This is a genomic window from Lacipirellula limnantheis, assembly GCF_007746075.1.
GTDB classification, from domain to species: Bacteria; Planctomycetota; Planctomycetia; order Pirellulales; family Lacipirellulaceae; genus Lacipirellula; species Lacipirellula limnantheis.
The window spans coordinates 1,230,271-1,247,470 of the sequence record NZ_CP036339.1 but is presented as its reverse complement, the minus strand read 5'-3'; the positions used below and the strand labels follow the sequence as shown (position 1 = coordinate 1,247,470).

The 17,200-nt window shown below is 62.7% G+C and carries 8 protein-coding genes; 2 read left to right on the top strand and 6 right to left on the bottom strand.

Annotated elements, in window-relative coordinates:
• Positions 1 to 41: 41 nt before the first annotated feature.
• A complete protein-coding gene (locus I41_RS04740) occupies positions 42 to 5,990 on the bottom strand; it encodes an ATP-binding protein (RefSeq protein WP_145431397.1) in 5,949 nt (1,982 codons plus the stop codon).
• Positions 5,991 to 6,532: 542 nt separating this feature from the next.
• Between I41_RS04740 and I41_RS04735 the strand changes: the two genes are divergently transcribed.
• Positions 6,533 to 8,125, top strand: a complete 1,593-nt coding sequence (locus I41_RS04735) for an SAM-dependent methyltransferase (RefSeq protein ID WP_168206695.1) — start codon at positions 6,533 to 6,535, stop codon at positions 8,123 to 8,125.
• Here the strand turns inward: I41_RS04735 and I41_RS04730 are convergent.
• From I41_RS04730 to I41_RS04720, 3 genes are all read right to left on the bottom strand, one after another.
• Positions 8,122 to 9,489, bottom strand: coding sequence for an OmpP1/FadL family transporter (locus tag I41_RS04730; protein ID WP_145431393.1), 1,368 nt, complete (start codon positions 9,487 to 9,489; stop codon positions 8,122 to 8,124). The two genes, I41_RS04735 and I41_RS04730, sit on opposite strands and share 4 nt — an antisense overlap.
• Before the next feature lie 100 nt (positions 9,490 to 9,589).
• Entirely contained in the window at positions 9,590 to 10,648 is a 1,059-nt protein-coding gene (locus tag I41_RS04725) for a response regulator (RefSeq protein WP_145431391.1), read from the bottom strand.
• Positions 10,649 to 10,690: 42 nt separating this feature from the next.
• Positions 10,691 to 11,086, bottom strand: a complete 396-nt coding sequence (locus I41_RS04720; RefSeq protein WP_168206694.1) for an Hpt domain-containing protein — start codon at positions 11,084 to 11,086, stop codon at positions 10,691 to 10,693.
• A gap of 498 nt (positions 11,087 to 11,584) precedes the next feature.
• Between I41_RS04720 and I41_RS04715 the strand changes: the two genes are divergently transcribed.
• A complete protein-coding gene (locus I41_RS04715) occupies positions 11,585 to 12,523 on the top strand; it encodes an SHD1 domain-containing protein (RefSeq protein ID WP_145431387.1) in 939 nt (312 codons plus the stop codon).
• Positions 12,524 to 12,528: 5 nt separating this feature from the next.
• Here I41_RS04715 and I41_RS04710 read toward each other — a convergent pair whose 3' ends face one another.
• Entirely contained in the window at positions 12,529 to 15,633 is a 3,105-nt protein-coding gene (locus I41_RS04710; protein ID WP_145431384.1) for an efflux RND transporter permease subunit, read from the bottom strand.
• Positions 15,630 to 16,898, bottom strand: a complete 1,269-nt coding sequence (locus I41_RS04705; protein ID WP_145431383.1) for an efflux RND transporter periplasmic adaptor subunit — start codon at positions 16,896 to 16,898, stop codon at positions 15,630 to 15,632. The genes I41_RS04710 and I41_RS04705 overlap by 4 nt, the downstream gene beginning before the upstream one ends.
• Positions 16,899 to 17,200: the final 302 nt, after the last annotated feature.

Below are 17,200 nucleotides of genomic sequence, written 5' to 3'. Positions count from 1 at the left end.
GGGAACGCGTCAAGCGCGCGTCAAGAGTAGCCGAGGCCGCGTCAAGATTTCATCAAGATCGCCTGTGCGTCAGGCTGTGCGGCCAGAGAGCGCGTGAGCGCGAAGAGCTCGTCGGGACGAATCGGCTTGGCAAGGTAGCCGTCCATGCCTGCTTCCTGGCATTCGGCCGAGAAGCCGACGAGGGCATGCGCTGATAGCGCAATGATGGGCGTCCGCTCGACGTCGCGTTCAGCTTCGAGCTCTCGCACCCGACGCGCCGCGGCCAGCCCATCGAGTTCCGGCATCTCGATGTCCATTAACACGAGATCAAACTCGTGCTGCCCAAATAGTTCAACTGCCTGTCGCCCATCGTCGGCCAACGTCACCTGATGGCCGCACAGCTCCAGCAATCCGCGCGCGACTTCTTGGTTCACGGGACTATCGTCGGCCACCAGGATGCGCAACGGTCGTTGTTCGGCTAAGCTGGCAGGAGTCGCCGCCGATGCTGGCCCTTGGTCGCCGGCGCCGAGCGCCGAGCGCACGGCCGCGCGCAGTTCTGAAAGCTTGGCTGGCTTGATCAAGACCTGAGAGATGCCGAGGTTGCGGCAGCGTTCCGCGGCGTCGACTTGACCGGCAGGGATCAGCATGATCATTGCCGGTCGAATGCTGGCTGGTAGCCCCGCAAGTTGTTCCGCGGCAATCCATTGGATTTGTCCCGCCGCCGCGAGGTCGATCACGGCCAACCGGGGCGATCCGGCAGGAAGCTCATCGGCGGAGTTGATGATCGTCGGTTCGACGTTGCACTGCGCGAGCATCTCTGCGTACACAGTAGCGGCATGAGCGTTGCCGCCGATCAGCCAGGCGCGCGTCGGCTTTGTCGCCTGCTCCGATTGCTCCGCAACGGCCTCGCCATCGAGCAGGAAGGGAATCTCGCAATGGAACGTGCTGCCGACGTTGATCTCGCTCTCCAGCCAGATCCGGCCCTCCATCAATTGCACTAGTTGCATCGAAATCGATAGCCCTAAGCCCGTCCCGCCGTAACGGCGCGTCGTCGAGCTATCCGACTGGCGAAATGCCTCGAAGACGGCGTCAATCTTATCCTTCGCAATCCCAATGCCCGTATCCTGCACCGCCAAGCGGATGACCGCGCGATCGCCGTCGCGAGCAGCAAGCGACACGTCAACGCAGACCTCGCCTTCCGCGGTGAACTTGACGGCGTTGCTGACGAGGTTGACCACGATCTGCCTCAGGCGGCTCGGGTCGCCCAGCAGATTCTGGGGAACGTCGGGCACGACGCGGCAGAGCAGTTCAAGCCCTTTGCCCGTCGCGGCCACGCCCAGCAAGCGCGTCGCTTCGGAGACTGTTTCACGCAGGTTAAGCGGGATGCTCTCTAGCTCCATCCGGCCTGCTTCAATCTTTGACAGATCGAGGATGTCGTTCAGCAGCGTGAGCAGCGCATTTGCCGAGTCCTTCACGACGCCAACGTAATTGCGCTGCTGTTCGCTGAGCGGAGTGTGAAGCACCAACTCCGTCATGCCCAGCACGCCATTCATGGGCGTGCGAATCTCGTGGCTCATCGTGGCGAGGAAGCGGCTCTTCGCTTGATTGGCCGATTCAGCGGCAAGTTTCGCGCTGCGCAGCTCTTCTTCGGCCTGCCGCAGCTCATTGGCGGTCCGTTCCAGTTCGTTGTTGGAGATCGCCAACTCGCGGGCGCGCGATTCGGCGGCGGCGGCGGTCCGTTCCGCGACGCGTTGCTCCAGGCTTGCATTGAGTTGTTGCAATTCAGCGAAGCCTTCGGCGTTTTCCAGGGCGGCGCCGGCAATCGTGGCAACGAAATCGGCCAACCGCTCTTCGTCAGGACCAAAAAGGCCGCGGACCTGTTCGTGCGTCACGTACAAGCACGCCACGGCGCGGCCGCGGACGTAAATCGGTACGCAGAGCACCGACCGTTCACCCCCTTCGGCGGCCGAGCTGTCATTCGCGTCGTCGACAAGCGCCAACGCGCGCCGCGCCCGCAAGGCGCGGTCAATGGCTCGCTGGCAGGCAGCAGCGTGGGTGGTCGGCACGCCCGCAAGGTCGCCCGTCTGATCCACAGGGTCCAGCGGAATAACGAAGCAGCGCTCTCCCCGTAGCAACCGGAGTGCAGCGCTGCGCGCCGCCTCGTGAATCGTCTCGGCAGCGAGCCCCGACGCAATCTTGCGACCGGAGTCGAGGACGTTATCGAACCGATCGACCAGCGACAGATTGACTGTTTCGCGATCTCCTTTGGCGTCGGCCTCCAGGGCGTCACCGGACGCCGCCAGTTCGGCCAACAGCGCCTCGCCTTGTTTGATCTGGTGCGCTGCTTCCGACCAACCCGCCTCGCGGCCGATCTCGCCCGCCGCAAGCAGCGACTTGGCCAGTTCTTGCCGCTCCTTTAGCCTCGTCGCCGCGCGAATCGCCCACGCGAATACGTTGCGCGACTTCCGTAATCGTCCTTGCATCGCCAAGATCATCGCGTACTCGCGCAATGCTTGCGGCAGGTCATTGCTGCAAAGAAATCGGGCGCGGATCGCTCGGCGGGCGTAGCGGGCGCCCTTTTGCAGTACGTCGACGCGACGCCGCGGCGTGTGCTCGCGTAGGTTTTCAGCGAGCACCCGGTGACTGGTCGCCGCCCAAGCCAGCGCCGGCAAGGTGTACGCGTTCTTCACGCCGACGTCGGCGGCGACGAACACCGCTTGCTCGAATGCTTCGACCGCGCCTTGCACGTTGTCGGCAGCAAGCCGGCAGACTCCTTCGGCAAGCAGTAATTCGCAAGTCCCCTGAGCGTCGGTCCGGGGACGCGTCAGTTCAGGTTCGATCACATGCCGCGGGACCGCGCCAGAGGAGGCGCGGCTCCAGACGTCGAGAATAATGCCCGACGCCTGTTCGTCGCCGGTCTCCAGCCCCGACTTATGGTTGAGTTGCGCTTCGTGCACGGCTCCCCGCAAATCGCCTAGATAGTACAGCGAACCGGCAATCTGGTAGCGGGCCATGTGGATTTGCCAGTAGTCGCCCATGCGTTCGAGAATGCGGATCGCCATCCGACATTTTTCGATGCACTCGTCGAAACGCGACGCGGCGAACAATGTAATGCCGTAGAACACCAGCGACTGCCCCTGGCCCCAGAGGTCGCCAAGCTCCTTGCGCAGGTCGAGCGATTTCTGCGCGTACGTCACGCCGCGACTAAAGAAGCCGACCAGCGTCATGGCTGGGGCATGTTCCGAGTAGGCCTGGGCCAGTTCGCTGCTCGGCAGCAGCCGCTCGCCCAGGTTGATATTGCGCAGATGAGCCCAGAGGACCATCTTCATGTTGCGCGAGTACCAATAGCCGTGGGCCAGGTTGCTCAATTGGCGTAACGAGAGGCGCTCGGCATCGTCCGGTTGCCGCTTGATCCGATGGAGAAACAGCCCTGGAAATAAGGTGTGGAGCGCCTGCACCGCCCCTTCCCAGACGAGCAGCAAGCACGTAATCCAGCTTTTTCGCGGAACATACCGGCCAAGCAACCGCAGCGACTGTTCGAAGTCGGCGATGGCGGCCCCCATATCGCCGCGCTTGAATGACAGCTCGCCCAGTTTGCTGCGAATCTTGGCCCGCGCGAGACCGTTGTTCGCGAGCGCCGCGGCCGACTCGAAGAATTCACCCGCCTGCGCATAGCGCCCGCGCAGCATCAGCACCTCGCCAAGTCCTTCGACGATATTAAAGCGGGCGCCGTCGCTCTGCGCGCCTCGAAGAGCGATGCGATATTGCTGCTCGGCAACTTCGAGGGCGTACTGCGACCGAGCCTGATCCGCGGCGAGCAGCGCGTAAGGCAGCGCGGCAGCCGCATCGCCGGCGGCGTCAAAGTGGTACGCCAAGTCCGAGAATCGCTCTGGCGAATGCGCTAGCAGGTAGCGGGCAGCCCGCTCGTGTCGCTGTTGGCGTTGCGCGGTTGGCAGTCGCTCCAGCAAGGCCGTGCGAATCTTATCGTGGATGTAGACGCATTGCGCGCCGTCGGGGCGAATCCACACCAGTTGACGCTGCCGCGCTTCATTGAGCGCCGTGATGGCGTCGGCAGGCGTCATTTCGCTCAGCTCGGCGGCCATCTCGAGTTCAAACTGCTTGCCCAAGACGGCGCCGGCGGACAGGAACTCGATGGTCTCTGGCGGCAACAAATCGAGCCGGCGAGTCAAAAACGATGCGGCCCGGCTTGACGAACCGGCGTCAGCCATCGCCTCGGCGTCGACCACCCAGCCATCGCCCCCAGGCGTCAGCGCGCCGCACTCCACCAGGCCGCGCAAGACGGCTGAGGCCATAAACGGACTACCCTCGGCCAGCCGGGTCACGGCGTCGACGGCCTCCTCGGGGAGCGCCCCAGCCATCGACTCTATCAGTTGCCGGACTTCGTCGTGACTGAGCGGCGGGAGCTTCAGGTCGGCGCCCGCTGAAAACTTGCGCAGGAGATGATCTTCGGCCACTTCCTCAGCGCGAAAGGCGACCACCAACAGCACATGCCGACGCGTCTCGGCATGAATTTCACCGTCGGTGTTCCAGCGACGGATCAGTTTATACGTCAGTTCGTCCGCCCACTGGCAGTCGTCGAGCAGGATCAGCGCCGGGCAGTCGGCTGACCCGAGTGCGTCAAGGAAGTTAGCTAGCGCTTGAATGGTGCGGGCTTCGCCGGTCTCTTCTGGCGCTGAGTGAACGGCATTCTCGATCTGCAGCGACGGCGCAAGCGCGGGAAGCGCGGCGGCGACGGCGCTGCAATAGCCGCCAAGTTGCTCTCGCACGTGGGCCGCTAGCTCAGGTCGCGCCTGAATGGCGGCTAGGTAGCCATCGACGATGCCATCGAGCAGATTGAAAGGGCGCTGTGCAACCTCGCTCGTCCCCTGGCCGCGCAAGACCCAGCAGCCGCGACGCGCCGCGCGGCGTAACGTCTCGGCCAGCAGCCGCGACTTTCCCGCACCGGACTCGCCTTCCACGCGCGCGACCGTTCCCCGCCCCGCGATCGCGCGTTCCACTTGTAAGTCGAGGGTCGCGACCTGCTGCGCGCGGGCGACGAACGCCGGCTCGGTGAGCGTGATCCGCTTGTCGCTGGCGCCAATGACGATGCTTGGATCCGTCTCACCCTGGGCGAGCGCTTCGGCGATCGCCTCCAGGTCGGCTAGCGCCGCTTCGGCCGCCTGATAGCGGTCGCGCGGATCTTTGCGCAGCAAGCGTTCGACGAGCTCTTCCAGCGCGCGCGGCACGCTGCCTCGCCCCTCGCCGGGCACGCTCATGGGCGGCACCGGCAGCGTCATGTGCTCAAACAAAATCGCCCCGACCGAACTTCCCTGAAAGGGCGGTCTCCCAGTGAGGCAATGGAAGAGCACCACGCCGGCCGAGTAAAGGTCGGACGCGGCGGTAACGTCGTGATCAATCGAACCTGCCTGTTCGGGTGACGCGTAAAGCGCCACGTCGAGCGGCTGCCGGTTGAGAGGCGCATCGGGCTCGATCGCCCGCGTCGGGCCGAAGTCGACGAGGATGGCGCGCGTTAGGGAGTCTCGCGGATCGAGGATGAGGTTGGCGGGGCGGACGCTCCGGTGCAACACCTGACAGGCATGCAGGTCGCGAAGGGCCGACAGCAGCGAGCGGGCAACGACGATCGTTTCATCCAGCCGCAGGGCGCCGTCGCGCAACCGGATCTCAAGGGGCACGCCGGGAAAATACTTCCAGGCCACATAGATCTGCGCGCCGTCCCGACCAAAATCGACGAGCGGCGATAGCCATTCGCTTTGCAATTGAAGCAGAAGCGACGCCTCGTACTCCAGCCGCATGAGCGCGCCGGGCGTGAACCCCTCCGCCGGAACCGACTTGAGCACGACAGTGTCGGAACTTTCGGCATCCAACGCCATGTGAATGTCGGCGCCTTGTCGATGTCCCAAGCATCTGCCCAGCGCAAATCGCTTCGCCACCAAGCGCTCGACGCCTGCGACGGAGTCGAGTTCAGAAGGTGCAACGGTCGGTCTTGGCATCGTCACAAGTTGAAAGTTGGAACGCGGTTAACACTTGTCCCACCGACCGACGGTCGGCGCGAGTCCGGCCGCGCGCGCCTTGTTCGATGGAACCGGATCGCGACCGTTAGAATTGCTCGCGCATAACCATACCTTGTACCCGCGCGGCAAGAGGCGCCGATTATGCGGCGCGCATCGGTCGTACGACTTGGCGCGATGCGACAATCGGCAATGTTGCGAAAATGCAACAATAGAAGTTGCGTTGATCGCGCCCCCTGTCAAAAATAGCCCTCGTGCTTTGACTAGGGTTTCCGCACGAAGCTCTCTCTTTTGACACATTGCGTACTGCAAAAGTTATGAGGATCGAAAGAGATTTTGATGCTGGCGTCCGCCTTGGCGTCGCCGTCTATCGCTTCGAAGCTCCGCGAGTTATCGCACAACCAGTTCCGCACCTTGGTTGTCATATCATTCCATCGGACAATTGACTGTTCCGTTTGGCGTTAGCAGTCTCGTATGCTGGGCACTTAGGCCTCGGCAGCGTGTTGCTGCGCATGGAGAAAACGATGCAGAAACTCCGCTTTGACGCTGCCCACGAGACAAAGCTGTTTGACGTCACCTGGGACCAGGACCGGGCCACTCGATTAGAGCCAGTCGAGTTCACCAAGCTCCTGCGGGAGCAAGTCCCGGTCCTCGAGTTCGTCCAGTGGGAGATCAAGGAAGTCGATCTTGGCGGCGCGGAGACGATGCTGCCGCTCAACGCCCAGTCGACCAACCAGCACTTCACGCATCAGGCGGCATTGCTTGTGCTGGCCGCCGACTATACCGGCGGCGTCGCGCTGACGTCGCTGCTTACCGGTTGGCCCGTGTTGGGCGTTCACCCGGTCGCGTCGCGCTATTCGGTGTCGATGTGGCTCCTGAAGGTCGAGATCAAATTCTTGCGGCCGAGCGTGGCCGACTTGACCGTCACGGCGAAGATCGATCCCGACGTGCATGAACGCATCCAGAAGCGATTCTTCGAGGGGAAGACCGTCGTCGAAACAATCAACATCGAGTTCCGCAACGGCGATGTTCCAGTCGCCGAAGCGACGGCGACGTACTTCGCGCGGCAGTCCGACAAGCTGCGCGCCGAAGGCATCTCCACCGAACGCGTCAACACCCTATACCAACTGAAGCTCACATCGTCGGCCGAAATGATTGCCGGCGTTCGCGCGAGAGAGACTGGCAAGCTCTTCGACGATCCGTACGCATATCACATGGCTGGACAACATGGCGTCGCGATTGCCAATCGCTTTTGCGATCGCACGCCGCAACTAGGCGGCATGGTGGCGGCCCGCACCCGCCATCTCGACGATGCACTGCGCAGCTTCGTCCGCGCCGGCGGCCGGCAGATCGTCAACGTCGGCGTCGGCTGGGACATGCGCGCCTTCCGACTCAACCTGCCCGCAGGAACCACGCTCTACGAACTCGACTTTCCCACGACGCTTGAGGAACGGCGTCGCCGGCTCGCGCAACAAGAAGTGACGGAGCGCCCCGGCGTCGCTCGCATTGAGGTTCCGATCGATCTGCGCACCATGTCCCTCGCCGACGTACTTGCCGACAAAGTCGACTTGGATCAGCCGATCTTCCTCGCCTGGGAAGGAATGAGCATGTACTTCAGCGAGGAAGAAGTCCTCGCGATTCTCGAAGGCATGCAGCCGCTGCTGCAGCATCCGGACAGCCTGCTCTGGCTCGATCTTGTCGACCGGGAACCGGTCGAAGCGCCCGAGCGATTCCCGAGCGCGATCCAGCAGTTCATGCGCGGCATGCGGGTTCTTGGCGAACCGTTCACGTTCGGCGTCGACGACGCTGACGAGTTCTTGCGATCGGCCGGCCTCCGCTGCGTCGAGGCGGTACGATCAGACTTCTACCTGCCTGAGAAGGACGACCCGGTATACGCCGTCTACCAGTTCTGCTTGGCCGGCAAAACGTCAGCCATCGGCGAAAGTGCTCCTGCAACGTATCAAGCGGCGCGTTTCGACGCCGCGAAGGCAGGCGCCGCGACGCCCCACTTTGCCGCGAACGGCCATGCCCGTGGACATACCAATGGCAAGGTTGTTGTTGCCCCGATCAACGTCGACGTCCAGCATCTCGCCGATATGCCGCGGCAGCCTCGCTAGCGCACCGGCACACTGCATCCGCAGCCTTGCTTCGGCCCCAACAGCTTCGTGAAGCTGATGGACGCGGCATGCGTCTGGTCGTAGTGCTCGCTGTTATCGTAGTCGCCGCCGATCAGTGCGCTGTCGTCTTCGTAAACATGCGAACCGAACGAGTACATGTAAGCGAGATTGATGTTCCACTCGCGCCACATCCAACCGTACCCCAGCGACGCCGCTTGCTCCAATGCGGCCGGAATGAAGACCGTCATCGTGTTCGCGGGGCTCGGATTCCGATGGTAAACGTATCCGGCGCGAATGACTTGTCCGCCATCGAAGTGATACTCGTACCCCAGCCGGGTTGAGACGGTGTCGCGCCAATTCAGCGGAAACTGCTCGACTAAGTCAGGAAACGCCTGATTCGACGGGTTCGTCAGCGTGATGTCGAAACTGTCAAACGCCGCCGACCAGTCGAACCAGATGACGTCCATCGACACCACCTGCCGCGACGTCAATTGCTGCCGCACGCCGACGCCAACCGACTGCGGCCAAGTGATTGTTGCGTCGGTGTCGTAGCTACTCGACCCCAGCGGAGTGTCGACGCTGGTCGTGCCGGTCGCCTGAATCTTGCTGCGACTCTGATACGCGGCGCCGATCGATGTGCTGTCAGTCAGCTGGTACTGCACCCCCGCCGACCAGACGAGCGCGAAGCCATCGACCTCCATGTCGAGCAGCGTTGGCAAGCCAGGGAAGCCGGGCCCCTGCAACGTGTAAGGACCCTCGAAATTCGCAAACGACAGCGCGGGGCCGATCGTAGCCCCGAACGACAATCGATCGTCCGGCGTGTACGAAGCGCCGAACAACAGCTTCGACAGCGAACCAAACGACTTGTATCGTTGTGGCCCGGTAAACGGGGCGGGGCCGTTGAGGTTGAAGATCGACCCGAATCCCGCCGGCGAAAAGATGCCAGCGCCGAACGCCCACTGCTCCGACATCTTGCGAATGTAAGAGATTTCCGGCAGGACGTAGAACTGATGCTGCCCGACGACGTCGACGTTGTCTGGATCGGAGTATTGGAACTCGGTCCACAATCCAGTGGCGCCGAGTTGGAACATCCCATCGCTTTCGATCTGCCCCATCGCCGCGGGGTTGTCGTGAAGGATGGAGCCGTTGTCGGCGAAACCGAGATTGGTGCCGCCGCGGCCGATCGTGTACGCCGAGACGCCGTCAAGAATGATGCCGTCGGCCAGGGCTGAGCCGACGCCAAGCAAGCTCAGTGCCGTGCCAAGCAGGATTTGCCGCGAGCGTCGCACAGGCACTCCTTTGCCGCCAGGGGAAGGCAGGCGTCGCCTAAACTGCAATCCATGCAGTTCTTCAGCGGAAAGCATCGGCTAGCCACGAACTGCACTCGTAGCCAATTGCGCGACAAAGTCTCACCGTCGAGGCGTGATGGCGCCGACTGTGCCGATTGCGAAAACTTCCATGCCGTCAGACCAATACAGGCTCGGGCGAAGTGGCGGCGGCCTCGGCCTGTGCGTTAGAATCAGCCGCCGATCCGTCCAGCGACTCCGCGATCCTCACCACGTCATCTTCCCGGCGGAGGAAGGCTTCGACCACGTCGGGATCGAATTGCGTTCCCACGCCGTCGAGAATGATCTGGCGGGCCTTCTCATGGCTGAACTTGGGCTTGTACACGCGCTGACTCCGCAACGCATCGTACACGTCTGACAGCGCCGTCAATCGACCGCAAAGTGGGATCTGCTTTCCTTGCAAGCCGAACGGATAGCCGGTGCCGTCGTATCGCTCGTGATGCGTGAAGGCGATGTCGCGCGCCATCGACAAGAATTTGGCGTCGGGGTGCGCCTTGGTCGCGGCCGCCAACGTTTCGCCGCCAATAGTTACGTGCCGCTTCATCACCTCGAACTCCTCCTTCGTCAGAGGGCCCGGCTTCAGAAGCACGCTGTCAGGAATCCCGACTTTGCCGATGTCGTGCAATGGACTGGTGAGATACATCAATTGGACGTAGTCGCCGTCGATCAAGTCGCGATACTTGTCCCACGTCGAGAGTTCTTCCGAAAGAATTCGGCAATACTCCCGAATCCGTTCGAGATGAAGCCCGGTGTCCGTATCGCGAGACTCAGCGAGCTTCGCCAGCGTGAAGAGCATCACGTCGCGGCTTTGCAAAGACAGGATGCGCTCGCCCGTGCGCAGGCGAACGCGCAGCTCGTTTGGCTGAAACGGCTTCGTCAGAAAGTCGTCCGCGCCTGCTTTCAACCCCTCAACGACGTGTCCCGCTCCGTAAGAAGTGATCAGAATGAAGAAGATGTAGCCGCTCCATTGGCGGCAGCGAATCTGGCGGCAAAGTTCCGGTCCGTTCATCTCGGGCATCTCCCAGTCGGAGATAACCATCGAGTATTTCCCCGAGCGGACCAGATGAAACGCCTCGCGACCGTTGGAGGCGACAGTCACCTCGTAGCCGAAGTGGATCAACGTGTTCGCGAGGAACTCCGCGGAAACGACGTCGTCGTCGACTACTAGAACGTGCATCGTTGGACCTCTGAGAAGTTAAGTCTCGGCAACCGCGAGAAGCTAGCGAGACGCCGCCATGGCTTCCTGCGAAACGGATACTTCGTCGCCGAGCAGAATCGCCGTGCACTCATTCCATTCTTGTCGGAACTGCGCGCACCGCCCCGCCAACACGTCGGTGAATCCCTTGTTGGCGGCCGTCCACAATTCGCTCGCGCGTTCGCTAAGATTGTTCGCTCCAGCGTTCGCACACGCGCCTTTGAGGCGATGCGCGATTTGCTGCACTCTGGGAAGGTCGACGGCCTCGATCGCCGCTTCCAACTCGGCGAGATCCGCTGCGCAGCGAGTTTGGAAGATCGTCAGGATCTTCTCGACGAAATCCAAATTGCCCATGCAGCGTTCCATCAGGTCGTCGACGTTGATGACCTTGGCCAGAGCATTGAATTGATTGGTTGTCATACCACCGGTCTCGGCGCGAAGAACCGCTTGTTGGAACTGTTCTATCTTCTCTAACTTCGGTACGTTGCTCGTTATCAGCACGCCGCATCGCGACCAGCCGCCTGCGACAATAAAACACATTCGCCCCCGAACGAGCCGCGCGACGATTCGTGCTGCGGCAGGACCGTTGGAAGCTACTCAATCGCTAATCAACTCTAGCCCACGCCCTACAGGCAGGGCCGCCTGGCGGCGTTTGCTCATGGAATCACAAGATTCGACGAGGGCCCTCAGAGCGATAGGATTGTAGCTGCACGCTGCAGCATCCGACCGAGCAGAACCCGTTCAGAAGGGTGCCGCGGAATGCTCATTTCAACGCGGTCACACCGACAGTAACGCCTGCGCCCGTCGGGCGGGTGCTTAGGGCCGGCGTCGCCCCCTTGCTGACGCGACCGTCCGCTTGAAGTAACATAATATAAAACTCCTTCTAGAAGTTGGCGTTCACCCCAGCGGGAGCCTGCAGTGCGTTTCTTGAGTGCCGCCGCCGCGTTGTCGATTCATCTGTCGCTGTTCGTCGGCGCCGTCGCCGCTCGTTCCTGGGCCGACAAGTCGGGGGAGTACGAACTCGAAGCCGACTTGGTCGCGTTCGACGACGAGACGGTCATCCTGCGCCGGGCTGACAAGGAACTGGCCGCTCTAGCCATTGCCCAACTCTCCGACGCTGATCGCGAGTTTCTCAACTCGCCCGAGGCCAAGGATGCGAAGGCTAAGACGTTCGCCGCGCCGCAGGAGTGGACGCTTCGCGACGGGCAAAAATTGACGGGCGAGATCGTCGACTTCGCCGACCGCGATCTGGTCATCGATCGCCGTCGCGGGCGAATCTTCGTCAACGACCGGCTGATGAACAACCTTCCGGAGTTCTATCGCAATCTCATCCCCCAGATCGTCGCGCACGAGAAAAGGTTGCCCCAAACCAGCGGGCGTGCGCTGCGGCGGTGGTTGATCGACCAAGGCGACCAGCCGCACGTATTTCATGTCCAGGGAGTCGTCATTGAGGACGACAAGGGCGACGAGTTCGCCGTGCCGTTCTTTCTCTTCTCCGAAGCTGATTTGAAACTGTTGCAACCGGGATGGGACGAGTGGCTCGCGGCTCACAGCAAGAAGAACTACGAGGAGGAGGAGGACCAAGGTTTCCTGCTCCGGTCGCTCGCCGCCGCTCGGCAGCAGGATCAAGAGTTGCAACGCGAGATCGCGTTGATGCAACTCACGATGCAGTCGATCCAAGCCGGCGTCACCTCGCTGTGGGAAGTGACGCTCTACCCCGCCGCCGGTCAAGGGGGCCCGCCGCTGTGGGTGGTCGTTACCGGCCGGGATAGCAACCAGGCCACGATCGCCGCCATGGAGAAGAATCCTGGCTACGTCGCCGGCCCGGTCCGTCGCATTTCGCGGCGCGCCCGCTAAGCCGCTCATCGTCGCCGCTTCTTGGCCGCCGGCGCCGGTTCGCGGATCCCATAAAAGACTGCAAACAACACCGGCGCCACAAGCAGCGTCAGTACGCAGGCGAACGACAGGCCGAACATAATCGCCACCGCCATCGACGCGAAGAACGGATCTTGCGTCAGCGGGATCATGCCAAGCACCGTGGTGATCGCCACCATCATCACCGGCCGCAGCTTCGCGACGCTCCCTTCGATAATCGCCTGATACGGGTCGGTCCCAGCCTGGATCTCCTGGAAGATTTTACTCAATACGACGATCGAGTTCTTGATCTGCTCGCCGCCAAGGGCCAGCACACCCAGCAGCGCCATGAACCCGAACGGCATCCCGGTGAGCAACAAGCCCGCCGTGACGCCGATGATCGCCAGCGGCGCGATCAGCCAGATCACCAGCGTCGTCCGGATCGAATTGAATAGGCAGACGACGATCAGCACCATCAGCGCCAGTGCTCCGGGAATTGACTTCGCAAGCGCCGCCCGGGCGTCGCGCGAATCCTCATACTCGCCTCCCCACTGCAGCGAGTAGCCCGCCGGGAGTTTGATCTTTTCGACGTCGGCCCGTACGCGGCTGAATAGTTCGCTGGGCAAACCAGACCGCGGATCAGCGTGGACCGTGACTGTCGGAAAGCGATCGCGACGCATCACGACCGGGTCTTCCCATCCGATGTTAACCGAAGACACGACCTGGCTCAGCGGAATCATGCGCCCCGCCACTGGACTCCAGATCTGCATGCTCCGCAGCACGTCGACGTCGTTCCGCTCCGCGAGCGGCGGGCGCGCGACGATGGGCAGCAAGCGGGTTTCCTGCGGGAACATCCCGCGATCTGCGCCCGGTTCTCGGAAGAACCCAACGGTGCGACCTTCGAAACCGGTTTCCAACGCCTGGGCGACTTCCACGCGGGTGATGCCGTTGCGCCGAGCTTGCAGCTCGAACAAGTCCGGACGGATCACTTTCTCACGTTCGCGCCAGTCGTGCCGCACGCCGATGGCGCCGCCGTCATTTTCGACGACCCGCACGGCCCGGTCGGCCAATTGTCGCAACACCGCGGGATCGGGGCCTTGGAAGCGTGCTTGGATGCGTCCGCCCGCCCCTGGTCCGAGCAGAAATTTCTTGGCGACGGCATTGGCGTCGGGGAATCGCTCGTCGAGTTCCTGCTGAATGTCAACGATCAGCCGGTCGATGTCATTCGCGTCCTTCACATCGACCAGGAACTGCACGAATGCCCGATTCTCGCGCTCCGGCGAGTAGACGAGCATGAACCGCAGCCCGCCGCCGCCGACGAACGTGGTGACATTGCTCACCCCCTCCTGCCGCTGGATGAACTCCTCAATTGCCGTCGCGGTCGATTCGGTGGTGCGAATGTGCGTCCCCGCCGGCAGGAACACGTCGACCATGAACTGGGGTCGCGTCGCCGGCGGGAAGAAGCTCTGCGAAACGTAGCCGAACCCGTAGAGCGCGGCGATGAATGCAACGATCGAGAGGACGATCACCGTCCCGCGCCAGCGGAGCGAGAGCGCCAACAGCCGTCGATACGCGCTAAAGATCGGCCCGCTATAGGGATCTTTGCTGACCCCCTCCACCACCGGCTTCGGCGCAAAGAACATGCTGCTCAGCAGCGGGGTGATCGTAATCGCCGAGATCCAACTTAGCGTCAGCGAGATGGCAATCACCCAGAATAGCGAATTGCAGTACTCGCCCGTGCTGTCATTCGATAGTCCGATCGCGGCGAACGCGATCACCGCGATCGCGGTCGCTCCGAAGAGGGACCACTGATTGTTGGCCACTGCTTCGCGCACGACTTCCATCTTGCCGCGGCCCGCCTCGATGCCGACCTTGATCCCCTCGATAATGATGATCGCGTTGTCGGTCAGCATGCAGAGGGCAATGATCAGGGCGCCGAGCGAGATACGCTCCATGAGGATGTCGCCGTCGAGGTACATCACCAGGAACGTCGCCATGATGGTGAGGAAGAGCACGACGCCGATGATCAGCCCGGTTCTCAACCCCATCGCGAACATCAGGACGATGATCACAATGCTCACCGCCTTGATCAGATTGAAGATAAAATCCCCGGTCGCCGCGGTGACCGCCTCGGGCTGGAAGTTGATCTCCTCGATCTCGATCCCGATCGGTTGATTCCGTTTCAGCTGGTCGAGCTTCTGCCGGACCGCCTGGCCCATGGTGACGACGTTGCCTCCCTGGATCGTTGAGATCCCGAGGCCGATCGCTTCCTGGCCGTCGTACTTCAAGATCCGCCGCGGCGGATCGCGGTCGGCCCGTTCGATCGTCGCGACGTCGCGGAGGACGAGTTGCCGCCCTTGCGAGTCGTTGCCGACGACCAGTTCCAGCATCTCGTCCGCGGAGTTGAACCCTCCCTTCGGGTCGAGCGGCAAGTGTTCGTCGCCGACCTGCACGCGACCGCCGTCAGCCACCACGTTGCGGGCCTGCAGCTGGGCGTAGATCTCGTCTTCGTTTAGTCCGAGCCGCGCGAGCCGCTGCCGCGAGATCTCCAGGTAGACCAGTTCCTGCTGCTCGCTGAAGAGGTCGACCTTTTTCACGTCGGTCGCCAGCAGTAGCTCGCGGCGGAGGAATTCGGCGTACCGCCGGAGCTCCTGCTGCGAGTAGCCCTCGCCGGTGATCGCCAGGAAGATGCCGTAGACGTCGCCGAAGTCGTCGACGACCATCGATTGGCCGCGGGCCGACGGGGGGAGCTGCCGCTGCACGTCGGCGATCTTGCGGCGGAGTTCGTCCCACACCTGGGGAATCGAATGTTTGTCGAACTCGTCCTTGATCACCACGGTCACTACCGAGCGGCCGCGCGACGACTCCGACTCGACCCGCTTGAGCTGACCGAGCTGCTGGACCGCGATTTCGATCGGGTTGGTAACCTCGCGAGCCACGTCTTCAGCGCTCGCCCCGGGGTAGGGGGTGATGACGAGCGCTTCTTTGATCGTGAACTCGGGATCCTCCAGCCGCCCCATCCGCTGGTAGGCGAGGAGGCCCCCCACGACGATGAGGGCCATCGAGACGAACGCGATCCGGTTCTTGCGAACAGTTAGTTCACCGAGGTTCATCGCGTCCCCCCGAGCTGGTCGCCGAGGTCGCGGACCTGCATGCCGTCGCGGAGACGCGACGCCCCCGCGATGGCGATCCGGTCGCCAGGGGCGAGCCCCTCGACGATCTCGACGTCGCCGCCGGTGGCGTCGCCAAGCTTCACGGCTCGCTTCGCTACCTTTTGCGCATCTCCCTCGCCCTCGATCAGCCAGACGATCTGGTCGCCCGAATCCTTTTTGACGACGGCCGAGACTGGAACGAGAAGTTGTTGGCCGAGGACGCCTGCCCGCCGGAAGTCAGCGGTCACGGTCGCGGTCATCCCGGGAAGGATCGTCACGTCAGTCGGGGCCTGCATCGCAGCGCGGACCTTGAACGTCTGCGTCGTCGAGTCGGCGATCTGGGCGATCTCGCGAATCTCGACTGGGAACCTCAATCCTGGCGCCCCGCTGAACTCGGCCACAAGGTCGATGACGTCTGCCGTGCGGATGTCGGCCGCCATCACCGTCTCGGGAACGTCGACCACGACCTCGATCTCGTCGACGTCCTGGAACCGGACGACTGGTTGCTTCGCTTGGACGTTCTGCCCCTCTTCGACGAACCGCTGCGCGATCACGCCGTCGTAGGGGGCGGTGAGCGTCGTGTCGCTCAGTTGCAGCGCCGCTTCGACGACGCGTCCCTCAAGACCGCGGACGACGGCGGCCTGGGCGTCGATGTCTTCCTCGCGGCCGATGGTTCCCTTCTCCAGCAGTTGAACCGCCGCTTGGTACTCCTCTTGAGCGACGCGGTACGCCGTCTCGGCGACTTCATACTGTGAGCGGGAGACGGCGCTGTTGCGGATGAGTTGTTGGAACCGACCGAACTCGGCGCGGGCGTTCGCCATCCGCGCCTCCATGGCGCGGACGTTCGATTCGCGCCTGAGGGTCTCCTCGGGGCGTTCGCCCGACTGGAGCCGACGGAGGACGGCGCGGGCTTGATCGAGTTCGCCTTGGAGCGCGGTCAGCCGCGCCGCAAACTCTTCCTGACGAAGCTCCGCGATCACGTCGCCCTTGGCGATGCGATCGCCTTCCTTGACCGGGAGCTTCACGAGCAGTCCTGGGACTTGGAACGCCAGCTCGACGCGGCGCGACGCCTCAGCGACGCCGGGGAAGATGCGGGTGCGGACGTCGCCTCCGGCGGCGACGACCATCGTTTTAACGGGGCGGATCGGTTCCGGGCGTTCGACGGTGGCAGGGGTGCAGCCGACCAGCGCCGTCAGCAGGGCGAGTAAAAGATAAGTGGGCTTCATGCGATGGAGCGCTCCAGCGAGTTGTTGACCCGCGGCTAGTGTCCTGAGGTAAAAGTTGATTGCAGCTGACAAAACCCGGCCCTTACGGCAAGTTGTCACTTAGCTCGAGAGACTAACTGGTGACGTCACTTGAACTTCGGACGTGAAGGCTGAGCGCAGCATTTTGTCCAGCGCCGATGGACAAAACGGCGCGTTGGCGGCGACGATTGGCGGTGGAACAGGCATGGCCGGTAAGGATTGAAGCAAGCGGATGCGAAACAGCGCCGGCTAACGCAGTTAGCAGCTTGAACATGGCAGATCAG